The organism is Pseudoalteromonas sp. T1lg23B, from assembly GCF_002964665.1.
Lineage (GTDB): Bacteria > Pseudomonadota > Gammaproteobacteria > Enterobacterales > Alteromonadaceae > Pseudoalteromonas.
The window spans coordinates 1,323,146-1,342,235 of the sequence record NZ_PQBZ01000034.1 but is presented as its reverse complement, the minus strand read 5'-3'; the positions used below and the strand labels follow the sequence as shown (position 1 = coordinate 1,342,235).

The 19,090-nt window shown below is 43.9% G+C and carries 11 protein-coding genes; 6 read left to right on the top strand and 5 right to left on the bottom strand.

From position 1 onward, the window contains the following. Positions 1-5: 5 nt before the first annotated feature. Entirely contained in the window at positions 6-4,502 is a 4,497-nt protein-coding gene (locus C2M32_RS14620) for an EAL domain-containing protein (protein WP_105169051.1), read from the top strand. Positions 4,503-4,555: 53 nt separating this feature from the next. On the opposite strand, the gene C2M32_RS14615 is transcribed toward C2M32_RS14620, so the two are convergent. Together C2M32_RS14615 and C2M32_RS14610 are read right to left on the bottom strand one after the other, a co-directional pair. Further along, positions 4,556-5,503 carry an ion transporter gene (locus C2M32_RS14615; RefSeq protein WP_105169050.1) on the bottom strand — a complete coding sequence of 316 codons (948 nt, stop codon included), beginning with the start codon at positions 5,501-5,503 and terminating at the stop codon, positions 4,556-4,558. A 2-nt stretch (positions 5,504-5,505) separates the two neighbouring features. Continuing rightward, on the bottom strand, positions 5,506-8,175 hold the full coding sequence (locus tag C2M32_RS14610) for a bifunctional acetate--CoA ligase family protein/GNAT family N-acetyltransferase (RefSeq protein WP_105169049.1): 2,670 nt from the start codon (positions 8,173-8,175) through the stop codon (positions 5,506-5,508). A 255-nt stretch (positions 8,176-8,430) separates the two neighbouring features. Here C2M32_RS14610 and C2M32_RS14605 point away from each other — a divergent pair, with 255 nt between their 5' ends. Then, positions 8,431-9,102, top strand: coding sequence for an SIMPL domain-containing protein (locus C2M32_RS14605; protein WP_442792718.1), 672 nt, complete (start codon positions 8,431-8,433; stop codon positions 9,100-9,102). On the opposite strand, the gene C2M32_RS14600 is transcribed toward C2M32_RS14605, so the two are convergent. The 3 genes from C2M32_RS14600 to C2M32_RS14590 form a co-directional block, all read right to left on the bottom strand. After that, complete coding sequence (locus C2M32_RS14600) at positions 9,087-9,851, bottom strand: substrate-binding periplasmic protein (RefSeq protein ID WP_105169047.1); 765 nt, start codon at positions 9,849-9,851, stop codon at positions 9,087-9,089. The two genes, C2M32_RS14605 and C2M32_RS14600, sit on opposite strands and share 16 nt — an antisense overlap. Before the next feature lie 132 nt (positions 9,852-9,983). Then, on the bottom strand, positions 9,984-10,490 hold the full coding sequence (locus C2M32_RS14595) for an NUDIX hydrolase (RefSeq protein ID WP_105169046.1): 507 nt from the start codon (positions 10,488-10,490) through the stop codon (positions 9,984-9,986). Between the two features lie 119 nt (positions 10,491-10,609). Further along, positions 10,610-11,662, bottom strand: a complete 1,053-nt coding sequence (locus C2M32_RS14590; RefSeq protein ID WP_105169045.1) for an aldo/keto reductase — start codon at positions 11,660-11,662, stop codon at positions 10,610-10,612. Positions 11,663-11,973: 311 nt separating this feature from the next. On the opposite strand from C2M32_RS14590, the gene dinB reads away from it, so the two are divergent. The 4 genes from dinB (at position 11,974) to C2M32_RS14570 (ending at position 19,078) form a co-directional block, all read left to right on the top strand. Next, positions 11,974-13,032 (top strand): DNA polymerase IV, encoded by a 1,059-nt coding sequence (gene dinB, locus C2M32_RS14585; RefSeq protein ID WP_105169044.1) that lies wholly within the window; start codon positions 11,974-11,976, stop codon positions 13,030-13,032. A 1,020-nt stretch (positions 13,033-14,052) separates the two neighbouring features. Further along, complete coding sequence (locus C2M32_RS14580; protein ID WP_105169043.1) at positions 14,053-14,772, top strand: HlyD family efflux transporter periplasmic adaptor subunit; 720 nt, start codon at positions 14,053-14,055, stop codon at positions 14,770-14,772. Beyond that, entirely contained in the window at positions 14,773-17,841 is a 3,069-nt protein-coding gene (locus C2M32_RS14575; RefSeq protein WP_105169042.1) for an efflux RND transporter permease subunit, read from the top strand. It abuts the gene before it with no gap. 49 nt (positions 17,842-17,890) lie between these two features. Further along, positions 17,891-19,078, top strand: coding sequence for an ATP-grasp domain-containing protein (locus C2M32_RS14570; protein WP_105169041.1), 1,188 nt, complete (start codon positions 17,891-17,893; stop codon positions 19,076-19,078). Positions 19,079-19,090 lie beyond the last annotated feature (12 nt).

Genomic DNA, 19,090 nt, shown 5'->3' with positions numbered 1-19,090 from the left:
CGCTTATGCCAAAGTTCTTGCAGTCCATAATTCTATTTTTCTCGGTCATTTTACTTTGTTTTGCCAACTCAGGTGATGCGTCACAAGTAAAACGCTTATCACCAGCCGAGGGATTATCACAAAGTTATGTAAACACTTTAATGTTTGATAACAAAGGCTTTTTATGGTTATCCACTGAAGGGGGGTTGAATCGCTACGACGGTTACCAAGTACTTAAGGTGAAAGGGCCCGCAGGCGTATTAGATGAAGCCATCATAGATAGAATTTATCAAGACCCTCAAGGTATTATTTGGATCACTTCCAGAGCGTCGGGACTGTACTCCTACGACCCAGAGAAGGACGTATTTCGTAAATATATGAATGGCCCTCGAAATGAACAAGAATTCGTGCAGTTTGGGGTCAATGATATGTTGTCTAAAAGCGCTCATGAGTTGTGGCTTGCTCGTGGTGATAACGTATCTGTTTTGGATGTGAAAAGTGGTGAAATCAGCATAGAAATTCAGCTACCTATAGACAAAGAAGAGGGCTTTGTTCGTGACTTGATGAATGTTGGAGATTACCTCTTTATCGCCAGTTCAAAAGGCGCGTTTGTTTATCACATCAAAAAACAAAAGTTATTGGCTATTGAGCATATCGCATCGCCACAACATGAGTTCCAAACTTATACAAAATCACTGGCCCTACTTGATTCTGAAACACTATTAATAGGCGCGGTACAAGGCCTTTATCAGGTTGATATCAGTCAACTGGAGGGCATGTTCGATTATCAGGATAATCGTTGGCAGTATGAAACACTGATCAATGACTTTAATGTTTGGAAAATATCAGTAAAGCCAGACTCCATTACACTGGGGACTGACAAAGGGCTGATGTTTTTTGATCAGGATACCAAAAAATTGCGCCGCGACCAGCGTATTGCGCAAAGTGCGTACAGCCTAACAGATACCAGCATTATTGACTTTGTTGAGGATCAGCTAGGTTCACTGTGGGTCGCAACGAAAATGGATGGGGCAATGTATTTGCCGAAAAAGAATGAAGCATTTACTAATATAAATGCCCTCACTGTTCAAGGCGACGGCTTTTCACACAGTAATGTCTGGGATTTACAGGCACATAATGGCAATATCTGGGCCGCAACACACGATGGTTTAACGGCATATGATCCAAAAACAGGTAAAACCACCACTTATCTCAAGGGGTATCTAGGTGAAGCTGTTATGCCAGAGTTTTCAGTTTTACAGATTCATTTATACCAAGATGAATTTTGGCTTGTTACCCATCGTGGATTGTTTATCTTCGATCCGATTAGCTATGAAGTTCGCCGCCCAGAGGTCAGTGATGGCCCAAGTCAAAACATTATGGAAGATTATGTTTTTGGCGTCACATTACTGCCTGATGGCGACATGTATCTGGTACACCCCGAGGAAGGTTTTTTTCACTACAATATTGAGCGAAAAACCGTCAAGAAACTCTATGGTGATTTACAAAATAAAGACCCATTCTTGTCATTTGGGTTTCGAATGCCATTGTCTGATAAACCGGATCAGCCGCTATTCTTCTATGGTGGTATATTGTACCGATATATACCTCAGACTCAGGCTTTATCTAAAATCTATGAAACACCGAATGCCAATGAGCACTCACCGGATAACCTACTTACATACACCATAGATAAGAACAACATTCTGTGGCTTGCTATGTCCAACATGGGGCTAATTGGGTTGACGCTTGATGGCTATGAAGTAGCGCACACCATAGATTTGAGGAAGCTTAAGCTCGACACCCCTATGTATGAAATGCGTCAGGATAAGGTCGGCGTTATTTGGATGTCATCGCACAAAGGAATATGGCGGTTAGACCCTGATAATCTTCACATGCAGCAGTTTGCAACCGACGATGGTTTATATACCAATGAATTTAACTGGAATGCGTCAGAGCAGCTCGAAGATGGCAGAATCGTCTATGGGTCATTAAAAGGGTTTACTTGGTTTGACCCCGCGGTAGTGAGGCCAAAGAAGCCATTATTGTCGCGGGTTAACATCACTTCGGTAGAGTTGATGTCGAGGAAATTACAGCAAAATGGTCTCAAAGCCATTGATGAGTTAGTGCTCAATCATGATGACATTGGTCTGGAAGTCGCTTTCTCAGCCATGGTATTCAATTATCAAGACCGTGTCGTGTACGAGTATCAAATATCGGGTGGGCAAAAGACACTGACACGCAGCAACAATCGAGTTGTGTTTCCTAAGCTCAATCCTGGTAATTATCAGTTGAAGGTATGGGCAAAAGACCCATACACAGGCGACTATACAGAGCCGGCAAAGCTCAACATTAAGGTGCGTTATCCGATATGGCGTTCACCTTATGCATTGGCCGCTTATATTCTTTTTGCTTTATGTTCTTTTAGTTTATGGATGTATCGTAAAAACAAAGTTGAGCAGATGATCATCGCGGCACACAAAGAAACTCAAAACAGTGAAGCCAGACTTAAACTCGCGCTCGAAAGTAGTGGTTCCGGTGTGTGGGATTGGCAGCTTGATAATCACCTAATTTACCAGCCGAGGTTGACCACCGAGCTGGATTACCCGCACGATAATGTGACTTTAGATGAATACCTTAACATTGTGCATCCAAACGATAGGGCACTGTTTCGAATAGAATGGCTGGAATTTGTTTCAACCAATAAAGGGACTTTCAATTGCACCTATCGCTTGGCACACAAGCAGGGCCACTGGCGCTGGTATAAAGATTACGGCAAGGTGATGGCTTGGCAAGAAGGGATACCCGAGCGTGTGACAGGCACCTATACCAATTTAACAAGAGAGCGGATTTTCGAAGAGCGAGCGCGTTTGTTTGGTGCTGCCTTTGAACAGACGCGTGATTGGGTGTTTATTCTTGACAAAAATTTGCGAATTCAAGCCTGTAATACAGCGCTACAACAAGCGTTTGACATTGAAGCTGAGCCCGATTCAAGTACCAAACTAAGCCTTGGTTTGAGCAGGCAAGTTAGAATGCGTTATCTGCGAGCAATGACACAACTTCAACCGGGTGAACACTACAGTTCTGAGGAACAATTGACCCAGCCTAGTGGTGAAGTGTGCTATGTATTGATAAAAGTGAGTGCTGTAGCTGATGCTCACGGTGAACTGGCAAACTATGTTGTGGTCATGACCGATATTTCGTCACAAAAGCGGACGGAGCAAGAGCTATATCAGCTTGCAAATTATGATGTGGTCACACAGCTTCCCAATAAAGTGTTGTTTATCGATAGAGTGCAACATGCTTTGTCACAGATGCAGCAACAGAGCCCCGTAGTGATTGTTGCATTACGCTTTAGGCGTCTTAAACGTTATCAGGAATCTTTGCCAGCAGAACAGTACGCAAATGTGATGCGTCACATTGTGGGTATTTTGCGTCAATGCTTTAGAGAGCAGGACAGCGTTGGTGTAGAAGGCAGCCAAGAATTTTATGTGCTGCTGGAGCAAGTAAAAGAACTATCAGAAGCGACGCGATGTATTAGTGAGCTTATCCAACGCTTTGAAAAGCCAATCAATGTCTCTGGATATGAGCTGTCGCTGGATGTGTGCATTGGCGTTGCTTGCGGACCGGAGGACGGTAACGAAGCCTTTGCGTTATGTCAAAACGCTAAACTGGCGCTCAGTCATGCGGTGCAGCAAAATAGTGCCGGTGTGTATTTCTTTAAACAGGAAATGAATCAACAGGTACAGCGTACGTTCGTGTTGGAGAAAGACTTACGTCAGGCGTTGGATAATGGTGAGTTTTCTAATCTTTATCAGCCAATTATTAATGGTACTAGCAAAACCATAGACGGCTTTGAAACCACGATAAATTGGCCGAAAATTGTCGGCTGTGATGGTGACGCTGTTATTACCAATGTCGCTCAGACCGGGTTATCTACCTTAATCATGCTGCAAACGCTTGAACGTGCTCTTTTTGAACTAAAACAGTGGCATACCTATCATTCAGAGTTGTATATTTCAATCAATCTGTCGGCGCTAGACTTTCAAAATGCGCACTTGGTTGAGCAAATCAAAGTTATTCTTCAACGCACCAAAGTGCAGGGGAGATATATCGCCTTTGAAATCACCGAGTCTGTCATGATGAGTGATATCCGCCATGTGATTGATGTGATGTACCAACTAAAGTCGCTAGGTTGTAGATTGTTTATGGATGACTTTGGTACGGGATACGCCTCTTTGACCTACCTTAAACAATTCCCAGTCGATGTGCTGAAAATCGATCATAGTTTCGTCAGTGATATTGGTATTGATAATGAACATGAAGTGATTATTCACGCGAGTTTATCGCTGGCTCACAGTCTGGGCATGCAATGTATTGCAAATGGTATATCGACACAGGAGCAATTACGCTTTTTAAGAATGTTAGGGTGTGACCATTTCCAAGGCCCGCTATTTTGCGATGTTCAATCTGGCGAACAAGTTGCTGCTTTACTGGAAAAAACCTGGCAACCCGTATTTTAATTTTGTTGGTGCGAGTGAATTAGCTTACGCGCACCAACAACCACTCACCTAGTCTACAGCTTATTGCCACAGTGTTTGCAATAAAGCGCGTGCACACGTTGTGAGGTCATGATTTTGATCGCTTGATTGGCTTCTGCATGGCTAAGCCCCAGTTCGATACGCAACATTTCAAGGTGTTCCTTTTCACTAGGGTCAATCTCACCGTCAATCAGACTGTGTAACACAGCCTCATTAAATGCATCTCTGCGTTTACGCAGTTGATCGGCAAAGCTAGAAGCTAATAAGCCGGTCGGGATAGCAACCATCCCCATGCTGAGTAAAGTGATCACTCCGCCAAAAAATCGGCCTGCTGCGGTCACGGGGACCACATCACCATATCCGACGGTGGTTAACGTTGCCATGGCCCACCACATAGACTGCGGGATGGAGCCAAATTTGTCGGGCTGTATATCATGTTCGAGCAAGTAAATACCGCATGAGGCCATGATCAATACCACAGACATGATAAAGAAAGCGGCTAATAAACTACTACCTTCTTCTTTAAAAGCTGCAAGCAATAACTGCATTGCCCGAGAGTAGCGAGTGAGCTTAAAGATACGCAGTAACCTAATCACCCTCAGGAAGCGCAAGTCAAAGGTAATAAACACCATCAGCAAAGTAGGTAAGATAGCGAGTAAATCTATGATAGCCAGTGGTGAAAAGGTGTATGTAATACGTTTTTTCAGGTTACTGCAGGATAGATTTTTGTATTCAATTTTGTCTACACTGCACCAAAGACGAAGCAAATACTCAACGGAGAATATTGCTACGGATACCAATTCAAGTTCTAAAAAGAACGCTTGATACTGCTTGGCCAAACTTGGAACAGACTCAAGCACGATGGCAATAACGTTGACCATAATCAAGGCAATCAAAAAGATATCCAGATAACGCCCTGCTTTGTGGTAGCGGCCGCTGCCTTCCAATAAAGCGGCTGTTTTTTCACGATAAGTAGTTAGCATAATTAATTTAGTATTAGTTGCATGTTGACCGTGCCTTCTTCAAAGTCACGGGTGATGGTGAAACCAAGTTTTCTTGATAATTCAATCATACCGCTGTTTTCAGGCAAAGTAATACCACTGAGCGTTTTTATCCCTTGCTTAGCTGCATAATCGATAATGGCGCTCATCAGAATGCGACCTAAACCCAACCCTTTCGATTGTGACCGTACCACCACCGCAAACTCCGCACTGCTGTTGTCCGGTTCTATCAATATGCGTGACACACCAAGCGTCCGATAGCTGCTTTTGTAGGCTTGGGTAACAATAAATGCCATTTCTCGGTCGTAGTCTATCTGTGTCATTTTAGCCAGTTGTTCATGATTAAACTGTGGCAGTTCACCAAAAAAGCGCCGGTATCTATCTTCTTTTGTTAAGGACTGATCAAACTCCTGATGCGCACGTTCATCTTCCGGTTTTATAGGCCTCAAAATTGCTGTTTCACCATTTTTCAAACTCACGTTTTTGACGAGATCTTTTGGGTAAGGTCTTATCACTAAACGCTTCTTACCCAGCTTGGGCTGATAGGGGATGAGAGTAATGTTGGCATCCAGTACTAAAAACTGCCCTTTACTTGCCAAAATCGGGTTTAACTCAATGCTATCGATGTCACTTTGATCAATGATCAGCTGTGAAATGCGCGTGAGTAAATCGCACAGCCTATATTTATCGACCTTGTCAGGTAGTGCGCGCTCCTTAAGTACGCCTTTGTCTTGGGCCGCTGCTATCAAGTACTTGGCGAGATTCATATTCAAAGGCGGGAATGCTACGGCGGCTTGAGAAAACTCCAATCCTGTACCGGCTTCACCAAGTAGGATAACGGGACCAAAATTTGGCTCGGTTTTAACCGCGATACGCAGCTCTTGCGCACCAGCCCTTGGCGCCATTTTTTGCAAAGAAAACCCTTCAATAATGGCATCTGGATAGGCTTTTTTGATCCGCAGTAACATGGCAAATGCGGTTTGTTCTACTTCGTGAGAGTCGTTCAAGTTGAGTACCACGCCACCCACTTCTGATTTAGAGGCGATGGATGGACTTATCAACTTGAGTGCAACGGGAAAACCCAGCTCGATGGCTTGTTCCTTCGCCTCAGTGGGTGTCATAGCGACGCGAGTCTCAATACACTCAATGTTGTATTGAGACAGTATTTGGCTTGCCTGATGGGTCGAGATCCGCGAATGTCCTTCTCTGAGCAGCATTTGAATGGTCTTTTTCGCGGCCTTACTATTAATTTGGCTATTATCACTGCCAGACTCGGGGGTTTGTGTCAGGTGCTTTTGATTTCGTCGGTAGCTGACCAAATGCATAAACGCACCTACTGCACCTTCAGGAGTACGATAAGTCGGAATATCATGGTCTGCACAAATATCACGTGCCGCATAGGCCGCACCTTCCCCCATAAAGTTTGTCATGACAAAGGGCCTTGCCATTTTAGGAATCGTCTGCAACGTGCTGGCAATTATTTTGGCGTATTCCTCGCTTGGCGCCAGCGCAGAGGGGGTATGAATTATCAATAAATTCTTAACCTCAGGCGCTTTGAGCAAAATTTCCAGTGCTTTTTGATAACGCATTGGCGATGAGTCGCCAAACAAGTCTATAGGATTGGTGGTCATATTGGATTGCGGGATCACCGCATTGAGTGCAGCGCGGGTGGTATCATCTAGTTGTGTCAGTTTACCTGAGCGTTGTAGCAGGGTATCTACAGCCATGATCCCCGGGCCCCCTCCATTGGTGAGTATGGTGAGTTGTTCAACCTGTAGTAACTTCGGATGCAGAGCAAGGGTTTGTGTTGCTGCAAACAACTCTCTGAGATCACTTACTCTGAGCATGCCTGCGCGTTGAAACATTGCGTCATAAACGGAGTCGTCAGACGTTCGCCCTCCGGTATGAATATATGCCGCTTCTGCTCCTGCATGGGTTTTGCCTGTTTTGATCACGATGACGGGTTTACTAAACGCCGCGGCTCTAGCGGCTGAAATAAACCGCCTAACATCATCAATGTTATCGATGTACAACAAAATGGCCTTGGTTTTTGCGTCGCGACCAAGGAAATCTAGCAGCTCATCGAAATCTATGCCCAAGCAATCGCCCACCGATACAAAATAAGAAAAGCCAATGCGTTTGCTTTGGGCCCAATCCAAAATGGTTGAACACACCGCAGCCGATTGCGAAACAAATGCCAATTTACCTGGTTCTGCCACGGTATGGGAAAAGCTGGCGTTCAGCCCGATGTGTGGAACTAATAAACCCAGACAATTGGGACCGAGTAATTGAATGTTATGCTTCTGCGTTACCCCTTTTAACGCTCTCTTTTGTGCGTTACTTAAACCTGCTGCGATGATAACGATGTTATGGCAGCCGATACAGCCAAGCTGTTCAATCAACAGCTCTAGAGTGTTTTTATTAGTGCATATGACAGCCAATTCTGGGGTTTGTGGCAAGGCGGCAATGCTGTCGTAAGCTAACACGCCATGGACCGCTTTATGTTTTGGGCTAACGGGCATGATGGGACCATTAAAACCACCTTGGAGGAGGTTTCTCATGACCACATAGCCTGCGCGTCCAGGAGTATTAGAAGCGCCTATCACAGCCACAGAGCGAGGGTTAAAGAATTGTCCTATTTGTTTTACGCTCATTTACCTTCCCGTTTTGGGTCTTGCCTACTGACATGACTTGTGTATTGGCCAAATCGCACTGGTACATGAGTCGTTCAGGTGCCGAGCCTTAAATTAGCGATTAGGCTGATGAAAACAATGATTTGTGCTATCACTGTAATCAGTTTTTGACGATTGATCGAGTCATATTCAACGAGACTTTGATCTCACAACTAGATATCGGAGTAACAAACGGTGAAAGAAGCGTTAAGCAAACACTTGGGGGCGGCGGGGGTATTGGCTGTTGGCATAGTATTGAGTACATGGCTTATTACTCAGTCTCTACAAGACATTAAGGCGATGGAACGTACCGTACAGGTTAAGGGGCTGGCCGAACAAGAAGTAATAGCGGATACGGTGATTTGGCCGGTATTTTACAAAGATGCTGATAATGATTTAGAAGCGCTGGTGGCGAGAGTAGAAGAAAAAAATGCCGCAATCAGAGCATTCCTAACGCTACATGGCTTTGATGAGCAAGAGATGAGCCAAGCAACCCCTTCAATTGTCGACAAGTTTGCACAAGAGTATGGTCAGAATGAACGAGGTTTTCGGTATATCGCTAAGGCTGGTGTCACCGTGTTTAGCCACCATCCCGACAAGGTGAAACAAGCGCTTGGAAAGCTAAGTACACTTGCTAAACAAGGTATTGCGATCACTCAAGATGATTACCAAAACCGCATAGAGTATATGTTTACTGGGTTGAATGACATCAAACCGAAAATGGTGCAAGAAGCAACGCAAAAGGCACGAGAAGTGGCACTTAAGTTTGCCAAAGATTCAGATTCAAAGTTAGGCAAGATTAAGTCGGCTCGTCAGGGGCAATTCAGTATTAGTGACAGGGACAGCAACACCCCGCAGATCAAAACGGTTCGGGTGGTAACCAGCGTCGAGTATTATTTGTCGGATTGAGGCGCTGACAGTTTCCAACGAGCCAGAATTTGCTGGTACACACCGCTTTGTTTTAGGTGATGAACAGAGGCCTTTAATTTCTGGGCGGTTGTGGCGTCTAGCTGTGGGTTGGCGACTAACCAAAGTTGCGAGGGGAAATCAGTCAGGTGCAGTTTTTTGGCGACCAGCGTTGGGTCTAAGCCGGTGCTCAAAACTTCTTTTTCTAGTGTGAGCGTATTGGTAAGTACCAAATCAATGCGCTTTTTATAAAGTAACTGCCAAAGCTGATGATAGTGGCTCACCAGCACGAGATTTTCTTCTTCGCTGAAGCCTTGTTTACGTAAAAAGTGCTCACTGGAGTAGCCGCGGATGGTGCTAACACGAAATTGCTTAGCCTGTTGTAAGGTATCAAGTGTGATGGGGCTATCAACATGGCTTACCAAGTAGGCATCGGCGAAGTAGGTTTGTGCAATCCAAACAAACTGTTTACTGCGCTGAGGTGTTTTGAGTAAAGAGAGCATCAGCGTATTCGGCTGGGTTTGTAGTTCTTTATAGGCACGGGCCATGGGGACAATTTCGAATTGTCCTTCTAGTTGTGCGTGTGACAGCGCGCTACGCGCTATATCGACCAGAGCACCGGACACTTCTCCTTGCGCATTTTTAAAATGGTATGGTGGGAGGTCTTCTGCATAAAGCGTGAGTGTTTGAGCGTGACTCAAAGTGGATATGAGTAATAGTATCAGGGCGCAAAAAAAGGGTTTTGTCGTCATGTCACCTCCGATATGTTTGTACTTAGCCGATTATGATATCAAGCGAGTACCTCAATGAACCTCGCCCTGAACAAGCGTCTAAGCTATCAACCACTCAGGGCTTGAATTCGCAGAAAACCATCATAAAAAATGTCACATAAGCCTGTCTTTTATCTGTTGCAATAAATACAACTCTCGCAGTAAAGATTGACCTTGTTTGTCGCTATTAGCAAGCGTTTTTTGGTTATGAGAGATAGCTGCATCTATATCCACCCAGACAGGCTTCATACCATTGGCATGTTCATAGTCTTCCATTTGTGGTGACTCGAATTGACCACACACCTCACAAACATAGCAATCAGAGATGATGTGAATCGTATCATAGTCTGGCTTATACCAAGGGCGATACTCTTCATAACGGCCAAACTCGGAGCAACGCTTTAGGCTTTTGGCGCCTGTTTCTTCACGCAGTTCCCTCAATAGTGCTTGCTCAGCGCTTTCATGATCATCAACGCCTCCACCCGGTAGCGAGTAATCATCATATCTTGCGGTATACAGTAAGAGAATTTTACGCCCATCTAACACTATCGCTCGGGTGGTACGACGGGTAAAGCAGGTGCCAGGTAACGGTATAACAGGCTTTGGATTAAGGCTATGCATATCACTGTTAATCATATTCTGGTAATTCGCTTGATTATACGTGACTGGTCAGCAAAATTTAACGACGGTAAGATAAAACTCAGCCAATCAACCGTGGGTGATTGGCTAAGTTGTTTGATTTAAAAAGGAGAAGGGAAGCGTTTCAGTAATTCACCTATTGCTGCCAACTGAGCCTTATCTAATTGAAAATCAAAGGCTTGTAGGTTCTCTTTAAGTTGAGTCATACTCGTGGCACCAATGATGGTAGAGGTTACGCCATCTACTTGATTCACCCAAGCTAAGGCCATTTGTGCAGGGGTTATGCCAAACTCTTGTGCGAGTTGTACATAGGCTTTAACGGCTTGATTGGCTTGAGGGGTATCTCTGAATAAGCCATTTCGTTGCCCATATGTCCAGCGTGATCCTTCAGGCCTTGCGCCATCTATGTATTTACCGGTCAAAGAACCTGCGGCCAGCGGCGACCAAGGTAAGTAAGCAACATCTTCATGGATACAGTTTTCAATGAGATAAGGCCAATCTTTGGTATGCAATAAATTGAACTCATTTTGAATCGATACAGGCTTGGCGAGATTATGTTCAGAAGCTAAACGTAAGTAGGTGTTAATTCCCCAAGTGGTGTCATCAGATAAGCCCCAATGGCGAATTTTACCGTTATCAATACAAGTCTGTAGGGCTTGTAAAATTTCTAGCATTTCACTGAGTTCTTGAGCACGATTCTCGTTTGAAAACTTCACCATACCGGGCCAGTGATTTGCAAAGTGAGGGGAAGTGCGATTGGGCCAATGCAACTGATATAAATCAATGTAGTCTGTATTTAAGCGCTGTAGTGAATCATCCACGGCTTCAAAAATGGTCTTGGCGCTTATTGGTGCTCCCTCTCTTATCCAGCGCAGTCCACCACCTGCTATTTTGCTGGCTAGCACGACTTCCTGTCGTTTTTCCCTATGACGGGCTAACCAATTGCCGATGATTTTTTCTGTTTCACCATAGGTATCAGGTGACGGAGGCACGGCGTATAGCTCAGCGGTATCAATAAAGTTAATTCCATGGCTGAGTGCATAGTTAATTTGCTCATCAGCATCATGCTGATTGTTCTGTAGCCCCCAAGTCATACTGCCTAAACATACTCTTGAGACTTCGAGTGTGCTACTACCTAGTCGACTAAATTGCATGTTAAATCCTTGTTGAAGTTTTATTTGGCAACAAATGCCACGACGCGATCAGTTTAGTGTATTAAAAGAGTGAGTAAAAGTTGCAACGCCAGTAAATTTATGAACATAATATAGCTGTATATAAATACAGTTATTTGCTTGTGTATATATTCAGCATATTGAAAAGGATTGTTGCTAAACATCAAGTGTGTAAAGCCTATGGATAGGACTATATCTAGAGGATAGGGTTAGTTTTTTACACCAAGGACATCGTACTTAAGCGGAAGTGGTAAGTGTAATGATACTTGGAATGAGTCATAGGATTTATTTGCATGCGCAAGATTGCCCATATAGATATGGATGCTTTCTATGTTTCTGTTGAAATAAGAGACAACCCAGAATTAATTGGAAAGCCTGTCGCTGTTGGAGGAAAATCAGACAGAAGAGGTGTGTTGTCTACGTGTAACTATATTGCTCGGCAATACGGTGTTAGTTCGGCTATGCCCACTTCTATAGCACTGAAGAAGTGCCCAGATCTCATTGTCGTTCCAGGTAGAATGGCAGTCTATAAAGAAACAAGCGATGTTATACGAGCAATTTTTGAAAGGTATACAGATATTATTGAACCCTTATCTTTGGATGAGGCCTATCTGGATTTAACTGAATGTCCGCTGCATAAAGGTTCAGCGACGTTGATAGCGCAACAGATCAGGATGGAAATCTTCCGAGAAACGGGCCTAACCGCGTCCGCAGGCATCGCACCATTAAAATTTATCGCTAAAGTGGCGTCCGATCTAAATAAGCCGAATGGACAATATACCGTTACTCCCGACAAAGTGCTTGAGTTTTTAGATACGCTGTCACTTCGTAAGATACCGGGGGTTGGTAAAGTAACATCTGAAAAACTTTCACTTTTAGGGTTTGAAACATGTGGTGATGTTCGAACATCAACAGAAGCTTTTTTGGTAGGCCATTTTGGTAAATATGGCCGCGTGCTTTGGAATAGGTGCCATGGCATTGATGAAAGAGCAGTTCAAACAACGCGGATTCGCAAATCTGTTGGTGTAGAAAGAACCTTTGAAAATGATGTTAGCGAGCTTTCACAGATGATTTTGATTATGAAGCAAAAGCTTTTGCCAGAGCTCGAAAGACGGGCTACTTCATACATCGAATCAAGAGGTATGAATAAGCTTGGTGTAAAAGTAAAATTTTCCGATTTTCAGCAAACTACAAAAGAACAGGCGGCAAACGCCATTAGTGGAGACATTTTAGAGCAACTGCTTATAGAAGCTGTGAAAAGAGGTAACGGAAAACCAGTTAGGCTACTGGGAGTACATGTAGGTCTTGGTGATGAGCCTTCTACAACTACGCAATTAGGTTTTGAATTTTAATAGCAGAGCCTGTCGCTCACTCTGTTCTAAGGCTGTTTGTTATTGCACGTTATGCAACCTCAAGGTGATTCGTAGACACCGGCTTCCCTGTGTCGAGAGTTGATCAGAGTAACCAACATCATTGACACATTAATTTTCACCGCTTTCCTTTTTAGCCAGCCCGTCCTATTAGCTAAGTCCAGCATAGACTCTCGTCGTTCCTTCTACAGTACACATTCTTTGCCAAAATTTTAGATCAGCCTCTTTAAGTGGCTGTATTGGTTTTGAGTAGTGATTAGATTCAATATCTATTGAGCATCCCCAATGGATAGTTTTTATAGTCTATAGAAGTAAGTCATGTTTAATTAACTGTAATTCGTTTTCTCATTAAGTTAGGACTTTTGTTTTTATTTGAAAATGTCATTATATTATTTAAATTATTAATATAGTTTATATTAATTTTATTGGTTATAAGTTGTTATTTATTGTTGAATAATGTGATGTCTAGATGGCTATCTGCTGTTTTTGTAAATATGAGGTTTTATTGCTCGTTATATCCCTCACTTTTGAGATGTATGGTGTCTTATCTTATGGGGTTGATATGTTGGGTTATTTTTTATGTGTCGCCTATTGGTGAAGTAAAAAATTAACAGTGTAGGTGCGTGTTTCTTGTTTCGTTCTTTTTTGTGTGGTTTTGTGTGATATCAAATTTGCATCATAGGTTAATTTGTTGTTAATTTATAAATAATCGCTGAGTGCTCTCAGTTGCAGCTTTAAAGCCGTTGAGCTCAGAGCTGTTTGTCTACAAGATAGTTGAGAAACGAAGAGAAGTTACCCATTGTCTTTTGTTTTTATATTGTATTTATAATGCTTTTATTTAGTGTATAAAGTTTGTATCAAAAATGTATATGTGATTATTGACAGGTTTGAGTGCTTGTTGTTAGTATCTCGGCGCTCGTATATTTTGGCTAAGAAATAGCCTGTGCGGCAAGGATTGAATGTATGTAGTCTATTTTAATAAATAAACTAAACGGAATTTTCATGAAGTATCGAATCTTTTCGCCCAAAATCTCTTTGTCCTACACCTTGAGTGCCGCTTTTGGCTTGCTTTTTTGCACGCTATTCACCCCGTTTTTATCTGCACAAGGCACGGAGTTGTCAGCTGGTCAAACGGTTGACAAAGTGATCCCTTTTTTCGGCATAGTGCATTATCGCAACGCTCGTCCTGTATATTCTCAGTTCGGTGGCATTATTTCACAGCTGTTCGTACAAGGGGGGCAACAGGTCGATGCTGGCCAGTCGTTAGTGAAAATTGAGCGCCTAGAGATAGGTTTTTCTACCATAGAAATGAAAAATGAAATTCCCGATGGTGTTGTTTCTCGTGTCAACGTCAGGGAAGGTCATCATATTGAACCTTATGACCCTATTATGGTGGTAGCGGATGCCAGCGAGTACATTATCAAACTCAACGTTTCTCAAGTCGACTTGAATAAGCTACAGCCGATTGGTAAGGCTGAAGTCGTTTTTGCCCCTAACTCTTCTCAACCCTTTAGCAAAAGTGGTCAGGTTCATGCCATTCATGAACCTAATCAGGGGAAATTTGGCTTATATGAGATCGAAATACTCGTAGATTGCAGCAGCGATTGTGTTGACGTCGTGAAGTCCGGCAGTATCGCAAAGGTGCTGATGAGCCCTAAAACGCCTGTTCAGGTTACGGCTACGGTCAAAGACCAAAGCTCAAAAACACGGCAATTAAATTAAATGATGGCTTATTTCTTAAGGCGAAATCAGAGTGCGTTAATTGCGCTTACCCTGTTTTTGGTTTGCATGGGAGCCTATCAGTTGGCTAATTTGCCAATATCTCTCTACCCCAACACCAGTAAGCCAGTGGTTAGGGTACAGTTGTTTTTTAAAGATGATGTTTCCCAGTTTATGCGGTATTGGGGGGAGAAGGTCGAGACCTCACTAAAAAACATCAAGGATGTGGAGCTGGTTGAAGGGGAATACCGTCAAGGCAAGGCAACCTACCTAGTACATTTTGAATGGCATAAAGATAATGATGAGGCAATCCGTGATGTAGCCTCTGTTTCTGCCTTTTATCAGGCTCAACTTCCTCGTGATTTACCACCGATTAAGGTGGGATTTTTTAACCCAGGTAGTGAGTGCTATATCGTTGTTAATTCAGACACTTTATCCACAGAGCAACTGAGTAAAGAACTTAAAAACAGCTTATTACCAGCCTTGAATGAAATCGACGGTGTGTCTCAATCTTGGGTGTCGGCTCTTGGAGAAAAGCATGTTTCCGTGCGTCTAGATCCCATCAAGGCCGCTGAATACAATCTAGTGATAGATGACATTATCAATACCATTAAAACCCACGAGTTTGACTATTCTCTGGGCAGTATAAGTACAGAACGTGATGGTAAAATTGCAGTCAACGTGCAAAAGCGTAACAGCAGTATCGCAAAACTGGAATCTATCACCGTCGCTAGAATCGAAGGGCGAGCAATCCTGTTAAAAGATGTTGCACAGGTGGTGATTGCTGAAACAGAGCTGGCGAGGGTACTGCAGCTCGATGGCAAAAATGCGGTGGCAGTGGCTGTTTGGCCTAAACCTGATGCCAACTTGTATCAGGTTTCGCAGGATTTTCTGGCTGAAGCTCGAGCCTATACATCAAGTGTTGGCACCATACACGTGCTCAATGATCCCTCTGAATTTATTGACGAGGCCATTCATACCGTTATCAAGGCCATTTTGCTGGGTATGACCATCGCCGCCTTTTCCGTGCTGATTTTTTTCCGCTCTTTCGGTAAAACCATAGTGGTATGCTTGGCGATGCCGCTATCTTTATTGGGAGCAGGTGTGCTGATGAGCGTGATGGGCGTTGACATCAACCTGTTATCTCTGGGTGCCATCAGTGTGTCTATCGGCATGGTGGTTGACGGCGCGATAGTGGTGATTGACAACATAGACCGTCATCAGCAACGTTCAGGCAGCGAGGACAATCTTGTTTTTAGGGCGGTCAGCGAAGTCGCACCGGCAATTTTTGCGTCGGTACTAACGACGATTATCGTCTTTGTGCCCATGGCATTTACGATCCCCATCGCTTCCTCATTGTTGTCGGATATTGCCTTTGTGGTGGTTTCCATCATGCTGTTTTCTATCCTGATCACCTTGGTATTTATTCCCGCGCTATTTTCTCTGTGCACAGTGAAAAGCAAACTCGGCGAAGGGCAAATATCTAACAAACGTGTCAACCCGATTGAATATGTGATCCAGCGGGTGTGTGATGTGTACTGTTTCCTCCTCAAGACGCTATTGATCAATCGCTTCATACAGTTGCTGTTTGTTGCGGTTATTTCTGTGGTGGCATGGGCTGCAAGTAATGTGCTTGGAGACATCCGTCAGGAATTGATTGCCAAACCTGAGGCTGAAATTATTGATGTGATTGTTTCTTTCAAAAAAGATGGGCTAGAAATGGCGGATAGAATTGCCTTGCTTGAGCCTATTCGCCAGCAGATAGATGCGGCTTATCATCAAAAAATTAAGTTTGCTTACTCTGATATCCGTAAAAATGCTGGTTATATTTCTTTGCACTTAACGGATTATCGTGTATTCGAAGATGTTTTCATGGGATTGCAACGGTTATTGCAAAACAATGAAGATGTGGATATTGAGGTGGAGCCTTGGATCACATCGGCACTGGCGGTGCCTGATTTCCCAGATTTACGCTTGTTAGTGACCGGCGAAACCGAACATGAAAGGCGTCAGCAACTTGACCAGTTATATGAGGCTTTTAGAGGGCAGGCTGAAGTTAAGAAGGTCAAGGTTACGCCAAAGAATCAGCAAAGTACCAAATATGAGATCACCTATAACCAGCAAATGCTGACTCAGTTGTTTGCAGAGCAAGATATCGACGATATTAAACAGCAACTTGCCGACTATGTCGGGATGGCTATCGAAGAAAAATACCTGAGTGAAATCGAGCTTTTTGGTGAACAAAGTACCCTTTTCGCCCAATTAGGCGACGAAACCCTCAGCAAGATCGAAGAAATTGGTGATCTGCCATTTTTTATCGATGAGCAGATCTTTCATTTACGCGATATTCTTGAAATCCAAAATATTAAGCAATGGAAATTGTTCTACAGCCGCAACAGTGCCCCCATTTATATGGCGGAAGTGTGGCTTAAAGAGGGTGAACAGCATCAGGCTAGCCTTGTTCTTGACAGAGTTTATGCTGGGCAAAGCGGGCAAAAGGCGATTCCATTCATTCTTGATAAGCCAAAGGAGCAGGTTACAGAGGGGATCATTTCCTTGATCAAATCTTTACTACTTGCTTTTGGTTTGGTGCTACTGGCGGTGTTGTTTTTGTTTGCCAGCTTGAAGCTGTCGCTGATCATCTGTGCCGCGATCCCGTTCGCTATTCTTGGGGCCATCATCTCTTTATATCTGTTTGACAGTACTCTGTCGTTGAATTCTATGCTCGGCATGATCATGTTGTGCGGTATTTCAGTTAACAACTCTATTATTTTTGTTGATGTCTACCGCCGAGTACTTGCAGAGAGTGGCGATATCGTGACGGGTATTATCGGCGCTGCGAGATTAAGATTTCGCGCCATTATGGTGACTAACCTAACGACCATTGCCGGCTTGGTGCCCTTGGCGATTGGTTTTGGCAGCGGTGGAAAAATACTCCAGCCGTTGGGGGTTTCAGTCGCTTGTGGCATCGCCTTATCCACCATATTTACCATGTTTTGTATTCCTTTATTACTGGTTTTATTTGACCGGAACAAGGCAGAACAGTCTGACGCGTTAGTGGCGACATCCTAATGGTCAGCGGGCAGTAAAGGTTGAGAAATTAAATGAACCGGAGAAATTCATGAGCACAAAGCAGTTTAAAGTACTAGTGATTGGCGGCAGGGACTTCCAAGTGCAGGGCCTTAATGATTTGGGTATTTTCTATACCCTTTTTCAAAAAAAAGATGAACTAACGCCTTATCAAATTGACCATGCCGATGAGTTGCTGATCACTGAGTATCAAGAGCTGGATAATACCTTAGCGCTGGCGAAAATGTTCCATCGAGAGCGTCAATACGATGCGGTGATAGGCTATCGTGAATTTGCACAAACCGTTTGTGCAGAGATTGCACAACAACTGGGATTACCCAGCAATTGTGATAGCGGGGCGGTGTCGGTTTCTCGAGACAAGCTGAAAATGCGTCAGGCACTGGCTGAAAATGGTCAGGGCAACGTAGCGTTTGCCAAAGTTGAAAGCTTGGCAGAATTACAAGCGTTTATGGCCGAGCTACAAAAGCCTGCGATCCTGAAACCTTTAGATGGTACGGGTAGCCTAGGGGTGATCAAAGTGACCCCTGAAACCGTTGAGCATGCTTACCAGTACGTGAGTGCTCATAGCAATGGCGCCATGTTGGCGGAAGAATATATTGGCGGTAGTGAATACAGTGTCGAGTCGCTGTCCAAAGGCGGGAAGCACCAAGTGTTGGCTATCACCGAGAAATTGACGACTCAGGGACCTTACTTTGTGGAAATGGGCCACAACCAGCCGGCTTCACTCAGCTCTGCGGATACTGAGCGCGTTGTACAGGCCATCACCCGTTTGCTTGATACTTTGGGACATCAAACCGGTCCTTGCCACAGTGAAATTAAAATATTTGAAGGTGAAGTCTTTGTTATTGAAACCCATACCCGTAACGGCGGCGACAATATTTGGGAGATGACTCGACTGACAACGGGGGTCGATATCTTCAAACATACCATTTGCCATCTACTGGCAATCCCTGAGCCAATTGAAAAACCCGCCAGCAATGCCATCGCTGTACGCTATTTTCTGCCTCAGGTAGAGCAAATCAGCAAAATCACTGGTGTAACACAAGTCGAACAGCAGCAAGGGATTTACCGTTTGGAAATTACCTCAGGAGAAGGCAGTCGTATTGGCAGTCTGGAAAGTTCGCACAACCGTGCAGGTTATGTAATGGCGCTGGGTGAATCGCTGAAGCAGGCGGTTGAACAGGCAGACTTCGCTTTAGACAGCGTTATTTTTGAATAGGAAGAGATAATA

Coding starts and splice junctions, on each gene's coding strand:
- C2M32_RS14620 (WP_105169051.1), top strand. CDS start 6: ATGCCAAAGTTCTTGCAGTCCATAATTCTATTTTTCTCGGTCATTTTA.
- C2M32_RS14615 (WP_105169050.1), bottom strand. CDS start 5,503: ATGCTAACTACTTATCGTGAAAAAACAGCCGCTTTATTGGAAGGCAGC.
- C2M32_RS14610 (WP_105169049.1), bottom strand. CDS start 8,175: ATGAGCGTAAAACAAATAGGACAATTCTTTAACCCTCGCTCTGTGGCT.
- C2M32_RS14600 (WP_105169047.1), bottom strand. CDS start 9,851: ATGACGACAAAACCCTTTTTTTGCGCCCTGATACTATTACTCATATCC.
- C2M32_RS14595 (WP_105169046.1), bottom strand. CDS start 10,490: ATGCATAGCCTTAATCCAAAGCCTGTTATACCGTTACCTGGCACCTGC.
- C2M32_RS14590 (WP_105169045.1), bottom strand. CDS start 11,662: ATGCAATTTAGTCGACTAGGTAGTAGCACACTCGAAGTCTCAAGAGTA.
- dinB (WP_105169044.1), top strand. CDS start 11,974: ATGCGCAAGATTGCCCATATAGATATGGATGCTTTCTATGTTTCTGTT.
- C2M32_RS14580 (WP_105169043.1), top strand. CDS start 14,053: ATGAAGTATCGAATCTTTTCGCCCAAAATCTCTTTGTCCTACACCTTG.
- C2M32_RS14575 (WP_105169042.1), top strand. CDS start 14,773: ATGATGGCTTATTTCTTAAGGCGAAATCAGAGTGCGTTAATTGCGCTT.
- C2M32_RS14570 (WP_105169041.1), top strand. CDS start 17,891: ATGAGCACAAAGCAGTTTAAAGTACTAGTGATTGGCGGCAGGGACTTC.